Origin of the sequence: Bifidobacterium sp. (genome assembly GCF_022647885.1) — a bacterium.
In the GTDB taxonomy this organism is placed as follows: domain Bacteria; phylum Actinomycetota; class Actinomycetes; order Actinomycetales; family Bifidobacteriaceae; genus Bombiscardovia.
The window spans coordinates 178,793-204,837 of sequence record NZ_JALCLM010000001.1; the positions used below are offsets into that span (position 1 = coordinate 178,793).

Consider the following 26,045-nt stretch of genomic DNA (forward strand, 5'->3'; position numbering starts at 1 on the left):
GTTGTTTTTTTGTTTGTGGTGTGTGGGTATGAGTGAACCCCGGGTAGGTGTTCCTACTCGGGGTTCTGGTAACGTGTAAAGCGGCAACGTGCTACTCTCCCACACCCTAACGAGTGCAGTACCATCGCCGTGCTAGGTCTTAGCTTCCAGGTTCGGAATGGAGCTGGGCGTTTCCCCTAGGCTATGGTCGCCGCAAATCTTGAATTGTCATCCCCGTGTTACAGGAATGGTATGTGGCCGCTTGGGAACCGGATAGTGGACGCGATGTATATCGTTTGTGAATCAACAAGTGCTCCTTGTTGAAGTCATATTGCTAGAAGGACTTACGGTATCCATCCAACCCTAAAGTTGAATGAAGTATGATTGCCTTTCGACTGTTAGTACCGGTCAGCTCCACCCCTCACAGGGCTTCCACATCCGGCCTATCAACCATGTGTTCTACATGGAGTCTTCAGAGACTCAAGGTCTCACGGAATTCTAATCTTGAAGCAGGCTTCCCGCTTAGATGCTTTCAGCGGTTATCCCTTCCGAACGTAGCTAACCAGCCGTGCCGCTGGCGCGACAACTGGCATACCAGAGGTTCGTCCACCCAGGTCCTCTCGTACTATGGGCAGGTCTTCTCAAAATTCCAACGAGCGCAGAGGATAGAGACCAAACTGTCTCACGACGTTCTGAACCCAGCTCGCGTGCCGCTTTAATCGGCGAACAGCCGAACCCTTGGGACCTGCTACAGCCCCAGGATGCGACGAGCCGACATCGAGGTGCCAAACCATCCCGTCGATATGGACTCTTGGGAATGATCAGCCTGTTATCCCCGGGGTACCTTTTATCCGTTGAGCGATGCCGCGTCCGTACACCGGCACCGGATCACTATTTCCGACTTTCGTCCCTGCTCGACCTGTCAGTCTCACAGTCAAGCTCCCTTGTGCAATTACACTCAACACCCGATTGCCAACCGGGCTGAGGGAACCTTTGAGCGCCTCCGTTACTCTTTAGGAGGCAACCGCCCCAGTTAAACTACCCGCCAGGCACTGTCCCTGATGTGGATAACACATCGAGGTTAGATATCAAATGAGAACAGAGCGGTATTTCAATTGTTGACTCCACTCGAGTTGGCACCCAAGCTTCAAAGTCTCCCGCCTATGCTACACAGTTCGCACCTAATACCAATACCAAGGTATAGTAAAGGTCCCGGGGTCTTTTCGTCCTTCTGCGCTTAACGAGCATCTTTACTCGTACTGCAATTTCGCCGAGCTCCTGGTCGAGACAGTGGGGAAGTCGTTACGCCATTCGTGCAGGTCGGAACTTACCCGACAAGGAATTTCGCTACCTTAGGATGGTTATAGTTACCACCGCCGTTTACCGGGGCTTAAATTCACTGCTTCGCCGAAGCTGACAGATCCTCTTAACCTTCCGGCACCGGGCAGGCGTCAGTGCATATACAGCGACTTTCGTCTTCGCATGCACCTGTGTTTTTGGTAAACAGTCGCTACCCCCTGGTCTGTGCCACCCGCTACAGCTCGCTCCGTGAAGAAGTCCACCGAGACGGGTCTCCCTTATACCGAAGGCACGGGAGTAATTTGCCGAGTTCCTTGACCAGGATTCGCTCGATCGCTTTGGTATTCTCTACCTGACCACCTGTGTTGGTTTAGGGTACGGGCGGCTAACAACCTAACACCGAAGTTTTTCTTGACAGCCTGGATCGCCGAGTTCGGGCTAAAAAGCCCCCATCATCACACCTCGGGCTATATCTGGCGGATTTACCTACCAGACACCCTGCGTGCTTAACCACGGAAAACCACCTCCGCAGCCGGTTACCATTCTGTGTCACTCCTGTGCTGTCCTACTGTAAGGGAAGGTCCCAACCCGAAAACCATCAACAACCCGAAGGTTGCCTCAAGTCAACGAGGAGGTTAGTACCCCAAATCTCGGATTTGACGGTTAAAAGCCGGTAGGAGAATATCAACTCCTTCATCCATTCGACTACGCCTGTCGGCCTCGCCTTAGGACCCGACTAACCCAGGGACGATGAACGTGGCCCTGGAACCCTTAGTCATCCAGCGTGGGAGATTGTCACTCCCATTTCGCTACTCATGTCTGCATTCTCACTTCTGTACAGTCCACGGCTGAGTTCCCTCGCCGCTTCGCCCCGTACAGAACGCTCTCCTACCCATTAGCCATAAGACTAATGTCGCGTCTTCGGTGGTGTGCTTGAGCCCCGCTACATTGTCGGCGCGGAACCACTAGACCAGTGAGCTGTTACGCACTCTTTCAAGGGTGGCTGCTTCTGAGCCAACCTCCTGGCTGTCTATGCGACTCCACATCCTTTCCCACTTAGCACACGCTTAGGGACCTTAGACGACGATCTGGGCTGTTTCCCTTTTGACTACGAAGCTTATCCCCCGCAGACTCACTGCCGTTGTAAACTTCACAGGTATTCGGAGTTTGGCTGCTGTTGGTACCCGATATGGGCCCGCAAGCATCCAGTAGCTCTACCCCCTGGAAGCAATAAAACGACGCTGCACCTAAATGCATTTCGGAGAGAACCAGCTATCACGGAATTTGATTGGCCTTTCACCCCTAACCCTAAGTCATCCCCTCAGTTTTCAACCTAAGTGGGTTCGGTCCTCCACGCGGTCTTACCCGCGCTTCAACCTGCTCAGGGCTAGATCATCCCGCTTCGGGTCCAGGACATGCGACTAAAACGCCTTTTAAGACTCGCTTTCGCTACGGATCCCCCACCCGGGTTAACCTTGCCACATATCACTGACTCGCAGACTCATTTTTCGATAGGCACGCCGTCACCCCGAAAGGCTCCGACGGTTTGTAAGCACATGGTTTCAGAAACTATTTCACTCCCCTCCCGGGGTACTTTTCACCTTTCCCTCACGGTACTTGTACGCTATCGGTCAGATTGAAATATTTAGGCTTATCCAACGGTCTGGACGGATTCGCACGGGATTCCTCGAGTCCCGTACTACTTGGGAGAAGCAATCAACAGACAACGCGCGTTCGACTACGGGGCCATCACCCTCTTCGGCCAGGTTTTCAATCCTGTTCGTCTCACACATTGTTTTTTTACTGTTGCCGGCCTCATCAGCGACCGGACATACTTTCCCACGACACCGACTGCGCAACGCCTGACAGCTATCACACGCAACCGGTTTAGCCTGATCCGCTTTCGCTCGCCACTACTCACGGAATATCTTTTCCTGCAGGTACTGAGATGTTTCACTTCCCTGCGTACCCCCCGCATTAAGCGGTACCACCCCATAACGGGTGGTGTGTTTCCACATTCAGAAATCCTCGGATCAAAGCCCTGTTGGCGGCTCCCCGAGGCTTATCGCAGCCTCATACGTCTTTCATCGGTTCAATCTGCCAAGGCATCCACCATATGCCCTTGCAAGCAACACATACGAACATACATATGCCCTGCCGCAAGCCTTTACTAGCTTATTCCTAGACAACAAATCATCACACTAATTGATCATAAACGATCGACACGGACTCTATACAGAGCCCGATCGAAATATACAGCAAGCAGTAAAACTGCTTGCTCGCGTCCACTATCCAGTTCTCAAGCTGCCACCGCACCAGGCGTATCAACCAACCACAACAATGGAAAGTATCAACGACAGGGCGTCGAATCGCCGAGTGGCAATCCGGGAGCCCAAAAGCGTATCTGCACAATACAGTCTTCATTAACTGATCCACACCAGTACGCCATCACACACAACAACCTGCTGCGCTGATGACCTGTTCGCCACAAACCGTGGCTTAAATTCTCCGTAGAAAGGAGGTGATCCAGCCGCACCTTCCGGTACGGCTACCTTGTTACGACTTAGTCCCAATCACGAGTCTCACCTTAGACGGTTCCCTCCAAAAAGGTTAGGCCACCGGCTTCGGGTGCTACCCACTTTCATGACTTGACGGGCGGTGTGTACAAGGCCCGGGAACGCATTCACCGCGACGTTGCTGATTCGCGATTACTAGCGACTCCGCCTTCATGGAGCCGAGTTGCAGGCTCCAATCCGAACTGAGACCGGTTTTAAGAGATTCGCTTCATGTCGCCATGTTGCATCTCGTTGTACCGGCCATTGTAGCATGCGTGAAGCCCTAGACGTAAGGGGCATGATGATCTGACGTCATCCCCACCTTCCTCCGAGTTAACCCCGGCGGTCCCTTGTGAGTTCCCACCATAACGTGCTGGCAACACAAGGCGAGGGTTGCGCTCGTTGCGGGACTTAACCCAACATCTCACGACACGAGCTGACGACGACCATGCACCACCTGTGAATCGGCCCCGAAGGGAAACCCCATCTCTGGGGCTGTCCGAAACATGTCAAGCCTAGGTAAGGTTCTTCGCGTTGCATCGAATTAATCCGCATGCTCCGCCGCTTGTGCGGGCCCCCGTCAATTTCTTTGAGTTTTAGCCTTGCGGCCGTACTCCCCAGGCGGGATGCTTAACGCGTTAGCTCCGACACGGAACCCGTGGAAGGGTCCCACATCCAGCATCCACCGTTTACGGCATGGACTACCAGGGTATCTAATCCTGTTCGCTCCCCATGCTTTCGCTCCTCAGCGTCAGTAACAGCCCAGAGATCTGCCTTCGCCATTGGTGTTCTTCCCGATATCTACACATTCCACCGTTACACCGGGAATTCCAATCTCCCCTACTGCACTCTAGCCTGCCCGTACCCGGCGCAGATCCACCGTTAAGCGATGGACTTTCACACCAGGCGTGACAAACCGCCTACGAGCTCTTTACGCCCAATAATTCCGGATAACGCTTGCACCCTACGTATTACCGCGGCTGCTGGCACGTAGTTAGCCGGTGCTTATTCAAAAGGTACACTCACTTTCGCTTGCTCCCAATTAAAAGCGGTTTACAACCCGAAGGCCTTCATCCCGCACGCGGCGTCGCTGCATCAGGCTTTCGCCCATTGTGCAATATTCCCCACTGCTGCCTCCCGTAGGAGTCTGGGCCGTATCTCAGTCCCAATGTGGCCGGTCGCCCTCTCAGGCCGGCTACCCGTCGAAGCCTTGGTGAGCCATTACCTCACCAACAAGCTGATAGGACGCGACCCCATCTCATACCGCTAACGCTTTCCCAACAAAACATGTGAAATGTTGGAGCATCCGGCATTACCACCCGTTTCCAGGAGCTATTCCGGTGTATGAGGCAGGTTAGTCACGTATTACTCACCCGTTCGCCACTCTCACCATCAAGCAAGCTTGATGGATCCCGTTCGACTTGCATGTGTTAAGCACGCCGCCAGCGTTCATCCTGAGCCAGAATCAAACCCTCCACAAAAAAAATGAAGAGCCCAAAAAATGACCCTTAAATATAATTCATATTGACGGATTCGTTAAAAAACGAACCACACAAAAATCTCGGTACTCATTAAGCTAATCAAAGCACTCCACCAAAAAATGAAGCTCATACCGAACTGGCAATTAAAAAAGACTATAAAAAGTAGTACAAATACGCTCTTGAGTTCTCAAACCACCACCACACCAGCAAGCTTTCCAACTCCCTTGAGGAGATGTCCGCCGTGCTGAGCAGCGAGTAATAAACTTACCCTGATGAGGGTAGATATGCAAATTGATAGGCGCACTGAAGCCTGGGAGCCTTGGTATTCCAAGCTTCCATCGGCGTGTTGATTTGAAGCAACAAATCTCAACAACACCAGATTATCGCCTTGTTCTCGGGAATATTGGATTGCTTAATTTCTCAGCACGGCGTGTCGAGCTCGAGATACGACCACCTCTATACCGTTGTGACGTTGATATACGACATAAAGGCATTATGGCGTTCACAAACGAGGTGGTAATACAGCCATATGAGCAAGAACATAGCAATACTTACCGGAGCAGGAATTTCAACCTCCGCAGGAATACCCGACTTCCGTGGACCTCAAGGCGTCTGGACTAAGCACCCTGAACAGATGAGCGTTTATGACATCGATGCTTTTATGACTAATAAGGAAGAACGCGAATACTCCTGGCGGTGGCAAAAAGAGTCACCCGTATGGAATGCACAACCTGGAGTTGCGCACAAAGCCCTGCTGCGTTTGGAACAGGCGGGCTTGTTGACTCTGCTGGCAACACAGAATTTCGATGCACTTCACGAAAAAGCAGGTAATTCGCCAGACCTCATCGTGAACCTCCACGGTTCTATCGGTACCTCACACTGTCTGAAGTGCCATGCACAGTACGACACAGCAGAGATTATGAATCATTTAGATGAAGAGCCTGACCCACACTGTCATCGTCAGCTCCCCTACCGTTCAAATATGACATGTGGCGGCATACTCAAAACCGATGTGGTGTATTTCGGAGAAGCACTTCCCGAGGGTGCCATGGAAAAAAGCATGCGTTTGGCCACATCCGCAGATGAGTTTTGGGTTATAGGCAGCACCTTAGAAGTATTCCCCGCTGCATCATTAGTGCCAGTCGCTGCTCAAGCTGGTGTGCCAATCACCATTATGAATATGGGAAGCACTCAATACGATTCATTGGCAACAAGGCTCATTCGTGAACCAATACAAGATGCCTTACCTCGTTTAGTATCCGACACTATTAGTGAATCTGAGTCTAATAACAACTAAAGGAGACCACCCACACCAACCGTCTTGGTTTTTCGGTGTGGGTAGTCCCCCCCCCCTAATGCATCAGTAGATTTCAGGTATCAGTAGGTCTGCTCGACTCGGAAACCTTCTGATCGCAAGGTATCTAGTACCTGAGCAATATGGTCAGGGCCATTCGTCTCGACCGTAACCTCAAGCAGAACCCCATTGCGATAATGCCCAGAAGCCTTGAACTGATCATGATTCAACTCAATAACATTCGCTCTCAAACCTGCTAGCAATGTAGCTATTTTCGCAAGCTGACCAGGAATATCAGGCAGTTCAACACCGAATTGCATGATTCTCCCGCGTGAAATCATCCCTCGCTGAATAACCGCACCAATAGTAACTGTATCGATGTTGCCGCCTGAAACAATCGGGACCACCACATGAGGTCCTGGTTCAGACTGGAATACTTGAGATTGCAAATCCAACTGTGCCAGAGCAGCCAAAGGAACAGCGCCCGCTGCCTCAACAACCAACTTATGCTTCTCAAGCATCAACAAAATCATCTCAGAAATATCGCGCTCAGTAACCTGCACCAAATCGTCCAAGTATTGCTGCAGTAGAGCGAAAGTGAGATCTCCCGGGCGTTTTACGGCAACGCCTTCAGCTGCAGTATTGACCTGATCCGCCTCAACAACATGGCCAGCTGTAAACGATTCTCTCCACGCAGGCGATCCAACAGGTGTTGCGCCAATCACACGGACATCAGGACGGAAAGTTTTCACCGCCAGCGCTACACCAGCCGCTAGGCCGCCGCCGCCCATCGGCACAACGATGTCAGTGACATCAGGCACATCTTCGAGTATCTCCATAGCAATTGTGCCTTGCCCACAAAGCACTTGATAATCGTCGAATGGATGAACAAAAGTCATATGCCGTTCTTGTGAAAGCTGCTGAGCATAGGCAAAGCTTTCGTCGAAGACATTACCGTGCAGTACTACCTCAGCTCCATATGCCCGAGTGGAATCAACTTTAAGAGGAGGAGTAATTTGTGGCATCACAATTGTCGCCTGAGCTCCTCGCTCACGGGCAGCGAAAGCAACACCTTGAGCATGGTTTCCAGCAGATGCGGTAACAATACCTTTATCGAGAGCTTCTTGAGATAAGGATGCAATCTTGTTGTATGCTCCGCGCAGTTTGAAAGAGCCTGTAATTTGAAGATTCTCAGGCTTCAGCAGAGTGCGATGACCATTTCGTGTGCTCAGAATTTCAGATTCTTCGATTCGCGTATGACGCACCGTGCCTTTAAGTCGCTGCACTGCAGCAAGCAGTTCGGCACGATGATCGCATGAGAGAAACTTTTGGACTTCGTCGCTTTGCATGCCACTCATTATCACGCCCACGCATGACGAGCTTAGCCAATAGAGTCCGGCATGTTCACTAAGTGGACGTAATTACTGGCAATAACCAGTGCCCTTAGCTCCAGCAGAAGGCTTGCAACGAGGCAGTTCCTTAGCCCTTGCGCTAAGAAAAGTCAAGACCTATTCAAAGCACTCGCGCTCTGCTAGATTGCTAGATTGATTGCGCTTCCTGCCAGTGTTGCAATAAGCAATCAGCTACTGAGAACGGCATTTACAACGAAGTGCACATGAGTTATGGCTAAGAGAATATTCGGGTAAGGGAAATATGATGAACACGAACACACACCACAGGCACAGCTCAAATATGGTCCGACGTCTGACCGTGACGGTTTTGGCTGGACTAAGCGTTATCGCTTTAACTGCGTGCTCAGGTACTGGGCAATCAGCCACATCCTCTGACGCAACGTCTAAGACTTCAGGCAATTTTCCCGTCAGTATTAAGCACGCGTATGGCACCACAACGATTGAGCAACAGCCCTCACGCGTATCAACTATTGGTTGGACGAATCAGGATGCCGTCATCGCTCTAGGAGTTGTTCCAGTTGATATGCCCAAAATTACTGATGGAGCAGCAGGAGACAGTGGCATTTTGCCTTGGACCGAAAGCGCGCTCAAGAAACTAGGAGCCACAGGCGATAAGGCGCCGAAACTGCATGACGAAAGCGACGATATAGATACAGAGGCCATTGCTTCCACTAGCCCTGACGTCATTATTGGTATTCAATCAGGCATCTCCAAGGCTCAGTACCAGACGATGAGCAAAATAGCTCCGACCATCGCATACCCAGGGAAAGCGTGGGCAGCGCAATGGAGAGAAGTCCTTGAATTGAGCGGAAAAGCACTCGGGAAAGAAAGTGAAGCAAAACAAGTGATCGCCGACGATGAGGAAGCAATCAGTAAGGCAGCGGCAGCTCACCCAGATCTCAAAGGCAAAAACGCTTCAGTAATGTATTTCGATACCACCAAACTCTCGACCATCAGTGTGTATACCACTGCCGATACTAGGCCAGCTTTCCTCGAAGATTTGGGACTACAAACTCCCTCTTCAGTCAAGAAGATATCGAATTCTACCGATTCCTTCTATAAAGATATCGCTGCTGAAAACGTCGACCAATTCAACGACGTGGATATCATTGTGACCTACGGAGACAGCACCACACTCAGCACGCTGCAAAAAGACCCGCTGATCTCGCAAATTCCTGCGGTTAAGCGCGGTTCTGTAGTAGTTATTGACTTGAACTCTGCGCTCGGCAGCGCAATCGCACCTTCTGCACTGTCAATTCCATCAACAGTGGACGATTACGCCAGCGAACTCGCAACAGCCGCCGCAAAAGTCAGTTGAGGTTAGCCAAGCGTTAAGCAATTGGAGTGTGGCAATACCATCACCACTGCAATGAAGAAAGGAAGGAAAGCCAAGCGATATGAATGCGCACTATCAGCATGGAGAAGCGAAATCTAGTACGGGCCGCTATGTGATGTATCTGCTGATTGCATTGATAACATTGGCTTTCTTGGCTGTCGCCTCAATCGCCATTGGCTCACGCTCTGTGCCCTTGTCCGAAGTGTTGCACATTCTCAGCGATTCAAACGTAAACGGAGTCTCTGCACAAGCAGTTCGTCTACGTATCCCTCGCATGCTGCTAGGTGTTCTTGTCGGTATTGCTCTTGCTGCAGCAGGCACACTGCTCCAAGGAATGACGCGGAATCCACTGGCAGACCCGTCAATACTTGGTCTTAACGGAGGAGCTGCGTTTGCGATAGTTCTTTCTATGGCAACGGTCGGATTAAGTGCTCCAATTCAATACGTTTGGGTCGGTATGCTTGGCTCTTGTATTGCTGCCGTATGCGTATGGTTTCTTGGGTCACTCGGAGCTACGGGGGCTACCCCTTTAAAGATGACACTAGCTGGCGCTGTTGTTGCCGCCATGCTGTCATCTGCAACTTCAGCGATATTATTGCCACGCATTGATGTCATTTCCTCTTACCGTTTTTGGCAGGTTGGTGGCTTATCCGGTGCACGTTTCTCACTGATGCTACCGATAGTCCCTATTGTGCTCGTCGGCGTTGTAATTGCAATATTCTGCCTTCCAGGATTGAATGCACTGGCAATGGGCGACGATATGGCTTTAGGACTGGGAAGTAAAGTCCGCGTGGTGCGCGCTGCTGCTTGGGTCTCGGCAGTAATACTGTCAGCGAGCGCCACAGCCTTAGCGGGACCTATTGGTTTTGTAGGCTTGGTAATTCCGCACGCCGCCAGATTGTTAGTCGGCTCTGACTACAGAAAGATATTTGGACTTTCCATGGCGTTTGGTCCTGTTCTGTTGGTGGCTTCAGACACCATCGGACGTGTGCTCACTCGTCCTACTGACGTTGAAGTCGGCATTATCACCGCTCTTATCGGTGCGCCCTGTTTTATATTGCTGGTTCGTCGGCGCAAGTTACAACAGATCTAGGAAAGTTTAGGAGGGGACCTTAAGTGGTGGCACATCCGATTGGGACAAGGGCTATAACCTACCTGACGCCTTCTGTACAAGTGCGCATGCATCGGAGGCGACGAACAGTAGTGGTGTGCTGCATCCTCGGCGCTTTGGGACTTGCTCTGCTGTATCTCGATATCACTTATGGAACCGTGATGTACAGCTTCGATCAACTATTACGGGTTATATCTGGCGAACAACTCCCAGGTGTCTCCTTTGCACTTGGAGAGCTGCGCATCCCTCGCTCACTTACCGCTCTCATTTGTGGCGCAACCTTCGGATTAGCGGGTTCTTGTTTTCAACATCTTCTTCGTAATCCTCTCGCCAGTCCCGACATCATTGGCATCACCTCCGGAGCGAATACTGCAGCGGTGTTCGGCATAGTGGTGCTGGGTCTTTCTGGTATTGAACTCAGTGCCTTAGCGATAGCGGGAGGCCTTATTACAGCAGCAGTGGTTTCTGGATTGACGTGGCAAGGCCGACTTTCACTGGGGCGTCTCATCCTCATAGGCATTGCATTTGGAGCCATGCTTGATGCGGTGAGCTCTTGGATGTTAGTACATGCCGATCAATGGGATATACAGTCGGCATCCCGCTGGCTCACTGGTAGCCTATCGGGAACGCAATGGAGCGACGTGCTGCTGTCAGGCTGTGCCCTGCTGCTTGGTGGAGTCGCACTGATGCCTCTCTCAAGGAGACTGAATATCCTTCGCCTCGGTGATGATCTCGCAGCCGGACTCGGGGTACGTGTGGGGCTCTCGCAAATTGCTATCGTCATTGTCGCTGTGGCTATGCTGTCGGTCGCTACCGCTGCAGTAGGGCCAATCGCGTTCGTCTCATTCCTCTCCGGCCCGATTGCTAGACGTATCAGTGGATACGCCAATTCGGCACTCATGGAATCGGCGCTGGTTGGAGCTTGCTTAGTGTTGGGATCCGATATTTTGGCTCAGCATGTAGCTGCGGAACAGATGCCTGTTGGGGTCATTACCAGCGTGGTTGGTGGACCGGTTTTGGTATTGCTGATGACCATTTCGGCAAAGAAGGGGAACCTAGAATGAGCGATACACCACATCACACTAGTGACAATGCCTTGGCCGCAGCTAGCGAGCGCCTAGCACCACGCAATAGCGACCATATGCACGCTAAGCACGTTTCGCTTGCTTATGGCGCTCATCTTGTCGTCAATGATATTGATTTAGATATCAAACCAGGTTCTATCGGAGCAATTATCGGCCCGAATGGGTGTGGCAAATCAACATTCTTGCGCGCTTTAGCTCGTTTATTGAAAACTCAGAAGGGCACAGTGCTGCTCAACGGCAGTGATATTGCGTCAATGCCCACTAAAAAGGTAGCTACGAAAGTGGGCTTGTTGCCACAGTCATCGATAGCGCCCGAGGGAATCACTGTGAGCGATTTAGTGTCACGGGGACGGTATCCATATCATCGCTTCGGCACGTCGTGGTCCCAAGACGATCAACGTGCTGTGGATCATGCTTTGCATGCTACTGGCATGGCTGATTTTGCCGACCGAGCGGTTGATGAACTTTCAGGAGGACAGCGTCAACGAGCATGGATTGCACTGACTTTGGCTCAGCAAACAGGGATTCTATTGCTTGATGAACCCACGACCTACCTTGACGTTGCATATCAACTCGAAGTACTCGATTTGCTGTGTGACTTGAACACCAGCGAAGGAACCACCATTGTCATGGTGTTGCATGATGTTAACCTCGCCGCGCGATATGCAGACTGGCTGCTCGCTATGCGTGATGGTCAACGTGCAGCGCTAGGAGCTCCGTCTGCGATACTCACACAATCGCTGATTCAAGAGGTTTTTGGTATACACGCTGCAGTACTCGAAGACCCTGTCAGCGGCACCCCGATGATGATTGCTGACCAGAGTCACTCTCTCAAGGGACGACGCACTCAGGATTAGGACTCTAACGCAACACTTCCATACCCAGATCACCACAACACCGATATATATAGCACGAAAGGTTTGATGATGAATTCCCAGAATTCTCAGAATGCTGAGGCTCCAAAACAACCTCCTGCATTTCGCCCGTATAAAGTTCGGGTAGCACGCACTGAACGCCTCTCATCAAGTTTTCAACGGATAGTATTCCAAGGCGACGATCTGCAATACATCGGTACAGACGGCTACGATCAACGCATCAAAATCTTGCTGCCGCTTCCAGGTAGCAAGTGGTCTGACCCGCAGCTATTCGACGAGGAATCTCTTGCGAAGGGCTTGTGGTGGGAACAATGGCGAGCGTTGGCAGTACAAGATCGCAATCCGATTCGCACCTACACGATACGCCAGGCGGACCCTGTGCAACGTCGTCTCAGCATTGATTTCGTGCTCCACGATAACTCCGGGCCTGCAGGACTCTTTGCTCAGCAGGCAGTCGTTGGGGATGAAGTGGTTATCGTTGGGCCAGATCGACGATCCGATAATTCTGCTATCGGTATCGATTTTCATCCAGGTCGAGCTAGCACCTTGCTGCTGGTAGGGGATGAGACGGCAGTCCCAGCAATTGGAGGAATCCTCGAAGGATTGGCAAACTCGGGTTGGAGTGGCTCTGGCCTAGCATTGTTGGAAGTTCCTGAGCAAGACGACATCAACATACCGTTAGTGAAACCTCAAGATTTTGCAATTGATTGGGTCAGCCGCTCCTCCCCTGAGAGCGCCTCGCCTATCGTCCACGGAGATTCACTAATCAGGCGAGTTGAAGACTACGCCGCCGCACACAGCACAATGTTTAGTAATGATGGTGAAAACAACCTTGCCTCAAACACTCATGCTTTCACAGACATCAATGTTGACAAAGAGCTGCTCTGGGAAGTCCCTGAACAGCCTCAACATGACGGCTTCTATGCCTGGATGGCAGGAGAAGCAGCAACTATGCGAACTCTTCGAAAAATCTTGGTTCGAGACTACGGAGTAAACCGCAAGAGGGTCGCCTTTATGGGGTATTGGCGGGCTGGGAAAGCAGAGATGTGACCGCTTACCTTCTGGATACATTCATGGATATATTCATGACGTGTCCGCTGCAAACCACAGCGCTCACAGTTGATATGCAAAAGCTTCCCAAGGTGCTAGTTTCCCAGTGAAGAGTGCAGATATGGTTTGTCCCTTGGGATAATTGCTGATGAGCAAATTCTCCTCGTCGATCGACATACCTGACTCTACTGGGAACGCTATAGGATCAAGGCCCAGTGCTGCTGCAGTTTGCGGCGGAATGAAGGCAGTGCGGCCAGTAAGGTTCGCCACTACAACCACATGCGATAGCTCAGTGGTATCTGAAAGATCAAATCCTTCTAGCGAGCGTACAAAAGCATATACACGCTTATCGTCTCCATCAAGTAAGGTCCAGCTACCTGCAGAGATCACAGGGTTGATGTGACGGAGATGAATTAGATCTTTATAGAATGCCAAAACTGAGTTGGGATCACGCAGCTCATCGAGCGCATTGATGTCTTCTTTATTCGAATTAACCGGAAGCCACGGTGCTGTGGTCGCATCTTCATCAGTGAAACCAGCATATATAGTGGAATCCCACTGCATCGGAGTACGCGCATTATCTCGGCTTCGCCTACCAAGCGCCTCAAGCATCTGATCGTGTGTAGAAAGTTTCATTGCCAGCACGCGAAGCCTGTATAAGTCCAAAGACTCAATGTCGCGATATTGATCAAGTGCTGTGAAACCAGCATTAGTCATACCAAGCTCTTCACCCTGATAGATATATGGCGTTCCGCGATGCATATGCAACACCAACGCCAGAGCCTTTGCAGAGAGCGAGTGCAGCTGCTCGGTAGTGGTATCTCCCCAGCGCGATACCACACGCGGTTGGTCGTGGTTATTGAAAAACAAACTTGCCCAGCCAGAATCTTTCACCGCTTCCTGTTCGCTGGCCATAATGCGTTTGAGCGGCACAATATCTAGTGGAAGAGGATTCCACTTGCTGCCCCTCGCATCAAATTCAACATGATGGAAGAGGAACAACATATCGAGCTCATGGTTCGATGGATCGGTTATCGCACGATTACGATCAGGAGTAATTCCAGGTGCTTCACCAACAGTGAGGAAGCCCTCTCTGCCCGCGAAAACTTCCTGACGCATCTCCTTAAGAAACTCATCCAACCGTGGGCCATCAGCCATCACAATTTGTGCATTGGCATATCCATCCTCACCAGGCACTCCATCTGGCAATTCCCCATCAACGCCAATAGGTTTGGAGATCAGCGTAATGACATCCATACGGAAACCGTCAATACCACGGTCAAGCCACCAATTCATCATGTCATACACAGCTTGTCGCACAGCAGGATTTTCCCAATTGAGATCTGGCTGTTTCTCAGAAAATGAGTGAAGATAGTATTCGTTGCGCTCGGGAGAATACTCCCAAGCAGAGCCGCCGAAGTCTGATCCCCAATTATTTGGTTCAGACCCTGGAACGCCAGGCGTATGACCTTCCTTGGCGGGCCGCCACCAGTACCAATCGGCATAGGGTGCAGTGCCTCTACGAGATGCTTCGAACCAACTATGTTCGTCAGAAGTATGATTCACGACTAAATCAATAATGATTCGCATGCCACGCTCGTGCACAGCATCAATAAGATCGTCCATGTCATACAAAGTGCCAAACATCGGGTCTATATCTTGATAATCAGAGATATCGTAACCGTTGTCGTCTTGTGGTGACTTATACACAGGACTCAGCCAGAGCACATCGACACCCAAGTCTGCCAGATAATCGAGCCTGCTGATAATCCCTCTGAGATCACCTATACCGTCGCCGTTAGTATCTTGGAAACTGCGTGGGTATATCTGGTACACCACGGCATTCGCCCACCACGGATTGTTAGTGGCCCCATTGGTACGAATTGAATCCGGTAGGAATTCACGCTGCTCACTTGTCATGACCGTCCATCTCGCATAACCAACAACAATCAGTACACCTTCGTTGCAGGTAGCAGCAGCGCAAACAGCAAGCCCATCTTCGTAGAGGCCTTGCGTCTGAGCACATACAACAACCTGCGAGAAGGTAAGCCTACAACATTCAATTCGCAAACATGCAGAGCAACGCTCTGTGTCGAGAATCAGTGACTATTTTCTACGCTAGCCACCGCAGATTCGGCATTTAAATAACCGATTAGACGATGAAGCGCGGCAGGATTTTGTAAGCGGGTATGCGCTTTGGTGAGTCCTTGACCAATTTTTATAGTCCAAGTATCTTCCGGCATCACTGCAAACATAGTTTCATCAGTGCTGTCATCTCCAACAGCCATCATAAAGTCGTAAGCGCCGCTATTCACCAAAGGTCTTACAGCTTGCCCTTTGCTCGTAGAAACTGGGCAAACTTCAACAACCATGGCATTTTCCATAACCATCAAGCCAAGTTTGCCTGTCACCATACGCAAGGCTTCGAGAAGCTTAACTTTCTCGTTTTCTGCCACGCGTTGATCGCTGAGTCGATAATGCCAAGCTATAGCATCATCTTTCTGCTCAATTAGTGAATTTGGCACCGTGGCAACAGCCTGCTCCAATATTGGCTGAATGGTTTTCTTCCACTCTTGTGCATCTGGAAGATTGAGAGCGCGGACCCAACCCTTACTCCAAGTCTCTTCTGGATCGATACCTTCAGGGCTTGCACCCACATCGGGATATTTCCAGAACCAAACGCCATGCTCAGCAATCAGCCCAACCGGCAAATCAGAGAACCAGTCGTTCATGGTCTCGTGGCCACGTCCAGAAACGATAATCATATCGACTCCAGGTTGAGAAGCAATGCTGCGCATCAATTCTTTTAGAGCTCTTGTGGGTTTCGCCCGATCTGGTGTGCGGGCTAAGGGAGTCAGGGTACCGTCATAATCAAACATCACCAGTCGACGCTTCGCTTTACGCCACTGATCCATCAGATCGTTGCGTTGACTCATGCGCAGACGCTTGTCCGCAGAACTGACATCTGCGACTTGTTCAAGTGCAGAAATGAATCCCGCACACCATGTAGCAGCGGTACGCGCTTTCAAACGAGCTTGCATGGCAATATTGCGCCTGGTTGACTCTTCAGCGCTGGTTTCTAGTGCATCATGCAGAGCTTCGCACACAGCTTCTGTGTCATAAGGGTTCGCGATGAAAGCCTCGGACAGCTCCGCAGCTGCACCACACATATCCGATAACACCAGAGAACCGTCACGCCCGTCATGGCATGCTAAATATTCCTTGGCGACTAAATTCATACCGTCACGCAGTGGCGTTACTAGCGCAACATCTCCGGCTGCGTAGATGCCACATACAGGTTTAATCGGTAACGATCGCGTGATGTAGTGAATAGGCGACCATGAGAGCAGCGAGTATTTGCCATTAATTTGTCCAACGAGTTGATCGACCTGCTCTTTCAAGCGTTTATAAGTATCGACGTTCTCTCTTGATGGTGTAGCTAGCAGATAATAGGTCACATGCCCTGCCCACTCCGGGTATTTCTCTAGCATCCGTTGATAGGCACGTAAACGTTCAGGGATTCCTTTGGTGTAATCCAAACGGTCAACTGAAACAATGACCTTATTGGGTTTAGGAGAACCAGCCGCAGCGGATTTAGCGAGAGTTAACTCGGGGAGCTCCTCATGCGCATAGTGGCTCCACCAGCTGCCTTCCTTAGTGGAAGCTTCAGCAGCTGCATTACTCTCTGCAGTTAGCGAGCTCAAGAAACGACTATGTGGTCGCTTACCTGCTGCTTCTTCAATACCTCTTCGCATCATGCGTGCAAGATTCGAACGCGAAGTCCTACGATACAAGTTGTAATCAATGCCAATTGGGAAGGCATCAACAGCGGCATCATGCCCGTCAGGCATGGCGAAACGACCTTCTTTGTCACTGTGCTTATCCAGCAACAACTCCACTGAACCCTCAAAATTCTTCGCGTAGTCGACAGTATGGAAACCAACTAGGTCAGCTCCGAGCATGCCCTCAAGTATTTCTCTGCTCCACGGTAGTGAACGGAATATTTCTGGGCTCGGGAAAGGCACGTGCAAGAACCATCCGATAGAGGCATCAGGGAAGCGCTTGCGTAACATCTGTGGCAGCAACATCAGGTGGTAGTCCTGAATCCACACCTTGTCACCTTTACGCAGTAACGGTATTAATGTCTCCAAGAAGTGTTCATTAACTTCTTGGTATGTTTGCCAAGTGTCAGGATCAAAATTGGCTTCATGAGCAAAATCATGGAGTAATGGCCACATAGTGTCATTTGAAAATCCTGCGTAATACCCATCAACCTCGTGTTTACTGAGGAATATCGGCACACATCGACGGTCCTCATACTCTTGTCGAATACGATCAATTTCTTCATCAGTATGATCATCAGGATTGATACCGCTCCAACCAACCCAAATGCTGTCTTTATGTGCTTTGTGATATGGGCCAATTGCCGTTGCTAAACCACCAACATTTTGCCGGAGGGAATACGACCCGTCATCACTGATATCAAGAGACATCGGCAGTCTGTTCGATACGATTATCAGTCGTCCCACATTTCCTCGTTTCCGCGAACAGGGCACAGCCCTGCATGTTCTTGGGCACTCTCCATCTGTTGTTAAGCTATAGCACACAAGATTCACAGGCACACTACAAGCCTATGAGCTATAAACTCTGTGGAATATACGTGGAGCCTTACTCGCTATTAGGATTTTTTAGCTTTCTCAAGCTTAAGAGATTACGCGGTTCGCGCACTATCACGAGCTCCTCATAGCTGCGTACACTGGTGACCGCCACACTCGTCTCACAGATTTTGATACACCTTTTTCTTGGCACAAGTGAAGGTTCTCTACGATATTCACAGGCAAATCCGTTAACTCGCAACAAAAGACCTTCAATATATTGGATTCATGACGAAAATACAGTGAAATCTTGCCTGTTGGAGCATCGTTCTCCGTTTGTGTAGGGATTATGGCTACATCCAAGAGTAGGAGGAATAGCAGAATGGCGGAATTGCAAGGAAAACGCCAACTTGACGAAGCCTGTTTATTCACAAATCCCTACACAATCGTGAAATCCGTATAACAAGGCACGCGGAGCGGTCTGTATTGACTGCCACGCGTGCCCATGTGCGCTATGTGAGTTAAGATAATCACCGCTCTACCGAGAAACAACAGTTCAACAAATCCAAGAAACTGTGAAATCAGCAGGACGTATCCGCTTCACCCCTTCAGAGAGCGTAAACCAGTGCCTCCCACGCAGAGAGCTTCCCGGTAAGTAGTGAAGCTGCAGTTTTCTCTTGTGCATAGTTGCTAATCAGCACCTTACTTGGGTCGACAGCACCAAGCGATGTAGTCATCATTCCCGCCTGATCGATACCGAGCAGCTGCGCAGTCTGCTCAGGAATCTGAGCACTACGGGAAGAAAGATTGACCACTACGAGAAGACGCTCCCCTGTGGATTCGAGCTCTCTGGTGAAGGCATACACCTGTGCATCGCCTTCATCCAACAGATGCCACGAACCAGCAGCAACCACAGGATTCTTATGGCGCAATTCAATGAGTTTGCGGTAAAACGCTAGAACAGAGTCTTCGTCTCTGCTTTCCGCAGCTGCATTGATGGTCGCATGGTTTGGATTTACAGAGATCCACGGCTCCTTCGGTGCGTACGATGCTGTGAAACCTGCATATGTGGTTGAATCCCATTGCATCGGAGTACGCGCATTATCTCGGCTCATCACAGCCATACCATGCAGCATTGAGGCTGAATCTTGAACTTGTGCCTCTTCTACGCGCTGATGATATAGATTGATTGATTCGAGATCACGATATTGATCGAGTCTGGTAAAACCGGCGTTCGTCATTCCGAGTTCTTCACCCTGATAGATATAGGGAGTGCCACGATGCAGATGAAGCAATAAACCAAGCGCCTTGGCTGACAAGTCGCGTAACTCTTCAGTGGAGGTATCTCCCCACCGAGACACAATACGAGGCTGATCATGATTGTCGAAGTAGAGACTTGCCCAACCCGCTTGGCGCACAGCTTCCTGTTCACGAGACATGATGTCTTGCAACTTCGGCACCTCAAATGGCAGCACATTCCACTTGCTACCTTCCTGATCAATGCTGAGATGATCGAAGAGGAACAACATATCAAGCTCATGGTTTGCAGGATCAGATATCACTCCTGTGCGCTCAGGTGACAACCCTGGTGCTTCGCCAACAGTAATAACACCCTCGCGACCTTCGAATACATTCGCACGCATTTCCTTGAGGAATTCTTCTAGCCTTGGACCATCCGTGCAGAACGGGCCAGGATTCGAATAACCTTCTGGGCCGACCGGAGTATCTTCAAGCAAACTTCCAGCCTCGCCTGGCAATTTTCCGTTCTCGTCCATAACCTTAGAAATCATTACGATGACATCCATACGGAAACCATCGATGCCACGATCCATCCACCAGTTCATCATCGAATACACAGCCTGACGTAGGCTCTTGCTCTCCCAGTTCAGCTCAGGCTGTTTCTTGGAAAAGTTGTGCATAAAGTATTCTCCACGCTTGGGATCGTATTCCCATGCGGAACCACCAAAGCATGAACCCCAGCGATTTGGTTCAGCGCCTGGAGTGCCTGGTTCAAAACCAGGACGCGCTGGACGCCACCAGTACCAATCAGCATGCTCATCCTGAGGGTCGCGTGATGCTTGGAACCATGCATGCTCATCAGAAGTATGGTTGACCACCAAGTCCATCACGACTTTAATGCCTCTTGCATGAGCTTGAGCCAGCAACTCGTCCATATCCTCAAGGGTGCCGAAGAGCGGGTCAATATCTTGGTAATCCGAAATATCGTAGCCGTTATCATCTTGAGGAGACTTGTATACAGGGCTCAACCAAATCACGTCAACGCCGAGATCAGCCAGATAATCCAAACGAGAAGTGATGCCCTTGAGATCACCGAAACCATCACCATTAGAATCTTGGAAGCTTCTTGGATAGATCTGATAGACCACAGCATTTGTCCACCAGGGGTTTGGTGTTTCCCCATTCGTCCGAATTGAATCTGCGAGTGTGATTCGTTGGGAATTGGTCATTACAAATCCTTTCTTAGCTATACCTCTGTTGCAAAGCTCCTCGATGTGCACACAGCACTGCGAGACTTTCAGACTTGTGAGCGCGGGGTTTGGATTACTAACTCCACTCAGGATTGTGCGCTGTCAATGCTCTGAGAACACGGGAATACTTGTTTGTATTGCCATGTAGTGCAAGCGCTTGCTCACAGGCCGCACAACACCTAGCTGACTTCGCTGTCCTGCTGTCACCATCAAGATCTTTGCTTTTCCTCCTACAGTATGGCAACAACCGAATAACTTGGGATGCCTCGGCGCGTCTGGCAGTTGGAGCAAGTAAATCGCACACTCACTGTGGCCTTAAGAGTGTGCATAATGCTGCATGTGGAAGATGATTTTCGACGGGTTATGCAGCACTATGCACACTCTCGCCTCATTACTTACGCAGCATAGCGAGTTCAACAATAATCGGGCCCCTCCTATGTAGGAGGGGCCCGATTATGGCAAATACACTCGTGATTAAGTGAGCTGTATGTTTATGGGATCAGATTGGTGGGTGCTCATATCGCTTATGCGAAGCACAGCGCGCTGTACGGTTAACAACTCAGGCTTAGCGGGTACTTCACTTCGCCTGATGTCATGAACCATTGCGTAACGTATCACGACGTATGGCAATCGCTACGCGATTCTTACTATCGCCACAGCGATAGCCCTCGCGCCCTTTGCGGGCGCTCACTTCGCCTATGTGAAGCGCACCGCGCTTCACACTTAACGGGCTCAGCCTTTGCGGCTGCTCACTTCGCCTACGGACAGCCCACAGGGCTGTCCGCTTAACGGCTCAGCCCACAGGGCTGTTCGTTACTTAACGGCGCCCCTCATTACGCCGGAGATGACCCACTTCTGGGCGAAGACGTAGACGATGAGGATTGGTGCCATAGCCATCAGATAGCTAGCGAAAGCCATCGGATAGTTAGTGGCGAACTGAGAGCTGAACACATATTGTGCCAGAGGAATTGTCTGATTCGACTGATCAGTCAAAATAATCAATGGCAACAGGAAGTCGTTCCAAGCCCACAGTGCTGTCAGAATTGCGATAGTAGCGTTGATAGGTCCCATCAGCGGGAAGATAATCTTCCAGAAGATGCGCCAAGTCCCAGCACCATCGATTCTCGCCGCTTCTTCCAAAGAGACAGGAATCGAACGGATGAAACCGGTTGCGATAAACAAGTTGGTTCCAAGACCAAGCACCATATACAGCAGCACCAAGCCAATCTGATTATCCAAATGCCAGCTACCGAATTGCTTAGCGATAGGAAGCATGATCACAGGGAAAGGCACAAACATTGCAGCAATGAAGAAGTAATACATAAAGCGGAAGAATCGCTTATCCATATTCCTTGCCACTGCATACGCCACAAAGGTGTTGGTCAGCAATGTCAACACCACTGCAGCCACGGTAATTAACGCCGAGTTCAGTGCTGCCTTTGGATAGTTAACTTTATTCCAAGCATCAGCAAAATTATGCCATTCCCACGTTCCCGGCAGACCGAATGTACCTGCATCAGCAGGTGTTTTCAGAGCGGTAATGATGGTGAAATACAGCGGAATAAGAATCGTCAGAGAGAGCACTGCAATGACTGCGGTCAACCACCAATTAATGCGGTGAGAACGACTCTTCTTTATCTTTTCCGACCCAGCAGGCTCTGCGCCATTCGTTAAGGTTGTTGCGGCACTCATTTCAGATCTTCTCCTTGTTCCCAAAGAACTTCAACTGAACAAACGCGATAATTGCCAGAACAATAAAGAACAGCACAGCGTTTGCAGTCTGGTAGGCGTATTCGCCGCCGGTTAGACCACCTGTGTAAATCAAGTAAGTCACCGTTTCAGTCTTTGAATCAGGACCACCATTTGTCAAAGCAACGACCTGATCGAAAGTACCCAAAGCGTTCTTCATGGTCAGCACCAAATTGATGGTGAAGAATGGTCCAATCAGAGGGAAGGTAATCTTGCTAAAGCGCTGCCAGCCATTCACACCATCGATGGAAGCTGCTTCATAAATCTCGCCATCAATAGTCTGCAAACCAGCAAGGTAAATCAATGTCGAGTAAGCGATGCCCTGCCAAACAGCAAGGAAGACAATCGGCACCCAAGCATAATGCTCACTAGTCAACAGCGATTCCGAAAGCCAACTGATGTTTAAAGCTCGCCCTAGCGCCGGTAAAGGCGTCATGAAGATGTACTTGAATACATAACCAATGACCAGCACACCAAGGGTGTACGGGATGAAGTAGATAGCGCGGAACCCATTCTTGAACCACAGATTACTGTTCAAAGCCACTGCCAAGAACATAGCAATAACGTTAATCAGAATCGTAATCGCAATAGCAATCAGGAAGGTGAACAGGTACGCATGGCCTACACGGTCATCTGAGAACAGAGCAACATAGTTCTTGAAACCAATCCACTTGTAGTCGCCAAAACCTTGCGAATTGGTAAAGGAATAAGCGACGCCCTGAATGAAGGGAACATACAAGAATAGACCGAAAATAACTGCTGCTGGAACAACCATCCAGTAGTAGGCTCGATCAACCTTGCGATTGGAGAAAGCACTGCGCTTCTTTGGACGCTTTACAGCAGCGCCCTGCGCGGTTTGTACGTGTGACATGATGATCTCTCTATCCTTCCTCGGCCTACTCGAAGGTCCTGGCTTGGATCTTGTCCCACTCGGTCTGCATCGAGGAGGTGAAGTTATCCACATTGCCCGTTGTCACCATCGTCTGGAGATAGCCTCCGATGTTGATGGATGACGGAATGTAATGATCGCAGAAATCAGCGAGCTTATTCTGCTTGAAGAACGGGAGTACACCCTTGAGGGCATCGTCACCGACCGTGGTGTCTTTCAGAGGTGTAAATGCCGACTGAGCCTTGGCATAAGCCTCAAGCTGTGGCTTACTCATCAGGAACTTAATGAACTTCATGGCTTCCTTCGGATGCTTGGTATTGGCACCCATAGTCAGCATCACATCATCACCTGCGGTAAGAACTTGCTCATCAGCATTATCAGTGGCTGGCATCTGTGCAAAACCAAGATCTGCTTTGGCGTTCACCAGTTTGATCTGAGGAATAGCATAAGTTCCCAGCGGAATAATTGCGGCCTTACCATTTGCAAAGTCCTGCGTTCCCTGCTGGTAGGTAACACCCTGATCCGCTTGTGAGTACTTCATTAACTCAACAATCTTGTTTCCTGCATCAGTCCAGATCTTGTCAAAGGTGGTAGCACCAGTCTTCAAATCTGTGTACTTGCTTTCAGGCACTAAGGTACCGTTCAGCGAAGCTAGAGGAGCCTGCAAGGTCCAGGAATCAGCAACTGTGGCCTGTACTGGTGTAATACCAGCAGCCTTGAACTTCTGGAGCATCTGGATAAAGCCAGTCCATGTTGTTGGTGGGTTATCCGGATCTACACCTGCTTGTCTCCACAGCGCCTTGTTATAGATGTAACCGCTAGCATTACCTGCGAATGGCAAACCATAGAGCTTCTTTTTGGAGGCGTCAGTAGTTTGAACAAGATTCTTGGCGATAGTTACCATGCCAGGATTCAAAGTTTTAACGATCGGATCGTCCGTAAAATCATGGAATACGCCCGAGGCAGCAAACATGCCAAAGCTGATATCGCCGTTAAATGTGATGACATCTGGCACGCGGTTCTTGACCAGACGAGTACGCAAATCAGTCTGCGCACTAGCTGAGTTATTAATATTGATTCGGATATTCGGGTTCTCAGCCTCGAATTCCTTAGCCATCGCTTTGAACTGATCAGCAGCTTCCGACTTGAACTGGAAGAAGTCCAAAGTTACGACCTGTGCGGTGGATGAACCGCAACCACTGATCGACAGACCTATAGCAGCAGCTAATAGAGCTGCGCATGTACGGCCCAAAACTGTTTTCATTCGTCCCGACCAACCGGAAAGCATGCCGCTCCCCTTAGGACGAAAAATGGAATCAGACTTCATTTCGACTCCTTATTGTCGTGGCTCGACGCGTCGTCGCGTACTGAGCTTACTTTCATTGTGCATCTTAACTATCCCCAATTATCATTCCTATCTCTGGCGAGTCAGTTGCAGTAAGCAACAAAATCGAGCTAATTTTATAAACTAAGAAAGAAAATGCTTCCTTCCTGTCTCCAAGTCCTGTGATAGACGGTGAGGCAGACCAAAATCTACGAAAGGGAGAAACACGTTATGGCAGGAGCGTCCAGTCCCGACTCACATAAAATTATCGCTGACAACACAGAATCTCAGCAAGCTGACACTCAAAGCACGCCGGTGCCACAATGGTTTAGCGGCTCTCCATACACTCATCAAGTTGCCGCCGATATCGTCCAATATGGGCCAATAGCGCGCACTACTCTGGCTCAGATTCTTGACCTTTCACAAGGCGCGTTGTCCCGCATTACCGGAGACCTTCTCCATCTCAATGTCATCGAAGAATCATCCGACTCTTCTGACACTCGACAGTCAGGCCGACTTCCCTTTGGCTTCTCGCAGCAACACAACGACAATGCTGAGCGAAGGGGACGTCCTCTCACCGCTTTGCAGATCAATGCAAACGAACGAACGTTTATAGGAATAAACGTTCGAGGTAACAGTGCTTTAGCAGTGGCTGTTAATGCTCGTTGTGAGCCAATCGGAGAACCACACACCATCGATTTTTCTTATGTATCTGCTGAAGAGTTGAGCACACTACTAGTTAAACCGATTGAAGCCTGCGTAGCAGATACTAAGAAAGCTGGCCTGCCTGAACCGGTCTTAGTTGGCGTTAGTCTGGGCGGGCATGTGGTCGATAACCAGATAGTTACTGCAGCACCATTCCTGCACTGGAACGGCAATGCGCCACTTGCACAATTACTCACCACCAAATGCACCATACCAACCATCTTGTTCAATGATTTGGAATCCGCAGTAAGGCACGAATGTTGGTTCGGAGCCGGGGTTGGAGTTTCGCGCTTCGCACTCATCACGATAGGTGCCGGTATTGGATACTCCATAGCCCAAGATGGTGCGCCACTAAACAATTCAGAAACCAGCTATGGAACAGCCACGCACATCATCGTTGACCCTGAAGGACCAAGATGCTATCAAGGACATATTGGGTGTGCAGATTGTTTGGTAAATGACTCAATCGCTGAGCAATATTCAGAGCTAATCGGCAAGACTTGCTCCTTTGAAGACTTTGTCAGCGATGCGCGCAGAGGACTGAGACAAGCTACTCAGTTATTAAACCGTACATGTTTCAGATTGGGTGTTTTGATTGCCACGATCACCAACGCTGCGATGCCACAAAAAGTGCTGATAGGCGGAGAATCCTCTTTTCTTGCCGAAATGAGTATGGAGCTCTTGCGCAAAGGTGTAGAAAGCTACCGACACAGTCAGGCTGAGCCGGTGCCTATAGAAATACTCGATGATAATTGGATTAATTGGGGACGATCTGCTGCTTCTAGCGCGATTGAACGTTATATCCGAGGCTGAAATA

General features: G+C 50.1%; 14 protein-coding genes and 3 rRNA genes. 7 read left to right on the forward strand and 10 right to left on the reverse strand.

All coding sequences use genetic code 11. From position 1 onward, the window contains the following. Positions 1 to 78: 78 nt before the first annotated feature. The 3 genes from rrf to LKI20_RS00805 form a co-directional block, all read right to left on the reverse strand. Positions 79 to 195: ribosomal RNA gene (rrf, locus tag LKI20_RS00795) — 5S ribosomal RNA — on the reverse strand. Positions 196 to 356: 161 nt separating this feature from the next. Next, positions 357 to 3,414, reverse strand: a 23S ribosomal RNA gene (locus LKI20_RS00800). A gap of 378 nt (positions 3,415 to 3,792) precedes the next feature. After that, positions 3,793 to 5,314 (reverse strand): 16S ribosomal RNA (locus LKI20_RS00805). The 16S, 23S and 5S rRNA genes sit together here, the layout of an rRNA operon. A 529-nt stretch (positions 5,315 to 5,843) precedes the next feature. Here LKI20_RS00805 and LKI20_RS00810 point away from each other — a divergent pair. Then, the gene (locus tag LKI20_RS00810; RefSeq protein WP_291768533.1) at positions 5,844 to 6,611 is read left to right on the forward strand and encodes an SIR2 family NAD-dependent protein deacylase; all 768 of its coding nucleotides are present in this window, start codon (positions 5,844 to 5,846) and stop codon (positions 6,609 to 6,611) included. An 80-nt stretch (positions 6,612 to 6,691) separates the two neighbouring features. On the opposite strand, the gene ilvA is transcribed toward LKI20_RS00810, so the two are convergent. After that, a complete protein-coding gene (gene ilvA / locus LKI20_RS00815; protein WP_291773278.1) occupies positions 6,692 to 7,957 on the reverse strand; it encodes a threonine ammonia-lyase in 1,266 nt (421 codons plus the stop codon). A gap of 304 nt (positions 7,958 to 8,261) precedes the next feature. Here ilvA and LKI20_RS00820 point away from each other — a divergent pair, with 304 nt between their 5' ends. The 5 genes from LKI20_RS00820 to LKI20_RS00840 all read left to right on the forward strand — a co-directional run bounded on the left by LKI20_RS00820 (position 8,262) and on the right by LKI20_RS00840 (position 13,477). Further along, positions 8,262 to 9,338, forward strand: a complete 1,077-nt coding sequence (locus LKI20_RS00820) for an iron-siderophore ABC transporter substrate-binding protein (protein ID WP_291768536.1) — start codon at positions 8,262 to 8,264, stop codon at positions 9,336 to 9,338. Between the two features lie 79 nt (positions 9,339 to 9,417). Continuing rightward, positions 9,418 to 10,449 (forward strand): FecCD family ABC transporter permease, encoded by a 1,032-nt coding sequence (locus tag LKI20_RS00825; RefSeq protein WP_291768538.1) that lies wholly within the window; start codon positions 9,418 to 9,420, stop codon positions 10,447 to 10,449. A gap of 26 nt (positions 10,450 to 10,475) precedes the next feature. Further along, positions 10,476 to 11,531 (forward strand): FecCD family ABC transporter permease, encoded by a 1,056-nt coding sequence (locus LKI20_RS00830; RefSeq protein ID WP_291768541.1) that lies wholly within the window; start codon positions 10,476 to 10,478, stop codon positions 11,529 to 11,531. Next, positions 11,528 to 12,409 carry an ABC transporter ATP-binding protein gene (locus tag LKI20_RS00835; protein ID WP_291768544.1) on the forward strand — a complete coding sequence of 294 codons (882 nt, stop codon included), beginning with the start codon at positions 11,528 to 11,530 and terminating at the stop codon, positions 12,407 to 12,409. Before LKI20_RS00830 ends, LKI20_RS00835 begins: the two co-directional genes overlap by 4 nt. Positions 12,410 to 12,475: 66 nt before the next feature. Further along, complete coding sequence (locus LKI20_RS00840) at positions 12,476 to 13,477, forward strand: siderophore-interacting protein (RefSeq protein ID WP_291768548.1); 1,002 nt, start codon at positions 12,476 to 12,478, stop codon at positions 13,475 to 13,477. A gap of 63 nt (positions 13,478 to 13,540) precedes the next feature. Here LKI20_RS00840 and LKI20_RS00845 read toward each other — a convergent pair whose 3' ends face one another. The 6 genes from LKI20_RS00845 to LKI20_RS00870 form a co-directional block, all read right to left on the reverse strand. Continuing rightward, entirely contained in the window at positions 13,541 to 15,397 is a 1,857-nt protein-coding gene (locus tag LKI20_RS00845; protein ID WP_291768551.1) for an alpha-glucosidase, read from the reverse strand. Between the two features lie 179 nt (positions 15,398 to 15,576). Next, positions 15,577 to 18,006, reverse strand: coding sequence for a trehalose-phosphatase (gene otsB, locus LKI20_RS00850; RefSeq protein WP_291768554.1), 2,430 nt, complete (start codon positions 18,004 to 18,006; stop codon positions 15,577 to 15,579). A gap of 674 nt (positions 18,007 to 18,680) precedes the next feature. After that, on the reverse strand, positions 18,681 to 20,540 hold the full coding sequence (locus LKI20_RS00855; RefSeq protein ID WP_291768558.1) for a glycoside hydrolase family 13 protein: 1,860 nt from the start codon (positions 20,538 to 20,540) through the stop codon (positions 18,681 to 18,683). Between the two features lie 834 nt (positions 20,541 to 21,374). Beyond that, on the reverse strand, positions 21,375 to 22,253 hold the full coding sequence (locus LKI20_RS00860; protein WP_291768560.1) for a carbohydrate ABC transporter permease: 879 nt from the start codon (positions 22,251 to 22,253) through the stop codon (positions 21,375 to 21,377). Between the two features lies 1 nt (position 22,254). Then, positions 22,255 to 23,181, reverse strand: coding sequence for a carbohydrate ABC transporter permease (locus tag LKI20_RS00865; protein WP_291768562.1), 927 nt, complete (start codon positions 23,179 to 23,181; stop codon positions 22,255 to 22,257). Positions 23,182 to 23,206: 25 nt separating this feature from the next. After that, a complete protein-coding gene (locus LKI20_RS00870; RefSeq protein ID WP_434734927.1) occupies positions 23,207 to 24,463 on the reverse strand; it encodes an ABC transporter substrate-binding protein in 1,257 nt (418 codons plus the stop codon). 291 nt (positions 24,464 to 24,754) lie between these two features. On the opposite strand from LKI20_RS00870, the gene LKI20_RS00875 reads away from it, so the two are divergent. Then, the gene (locus LKI20_RS00875) at positions 24,755 to 26,041 is read left to right on the forward strand and encodes an ROK family protein (protein WP_291768567.1); all 1,287 of its coding nucleotides are present in this window, start codon (positions 24,755 to 24,757) and stop codon (positions 26,039 to 26,041) included. Positions 26,042 to 26,045 lie beyond the last annotated feature (4 nt).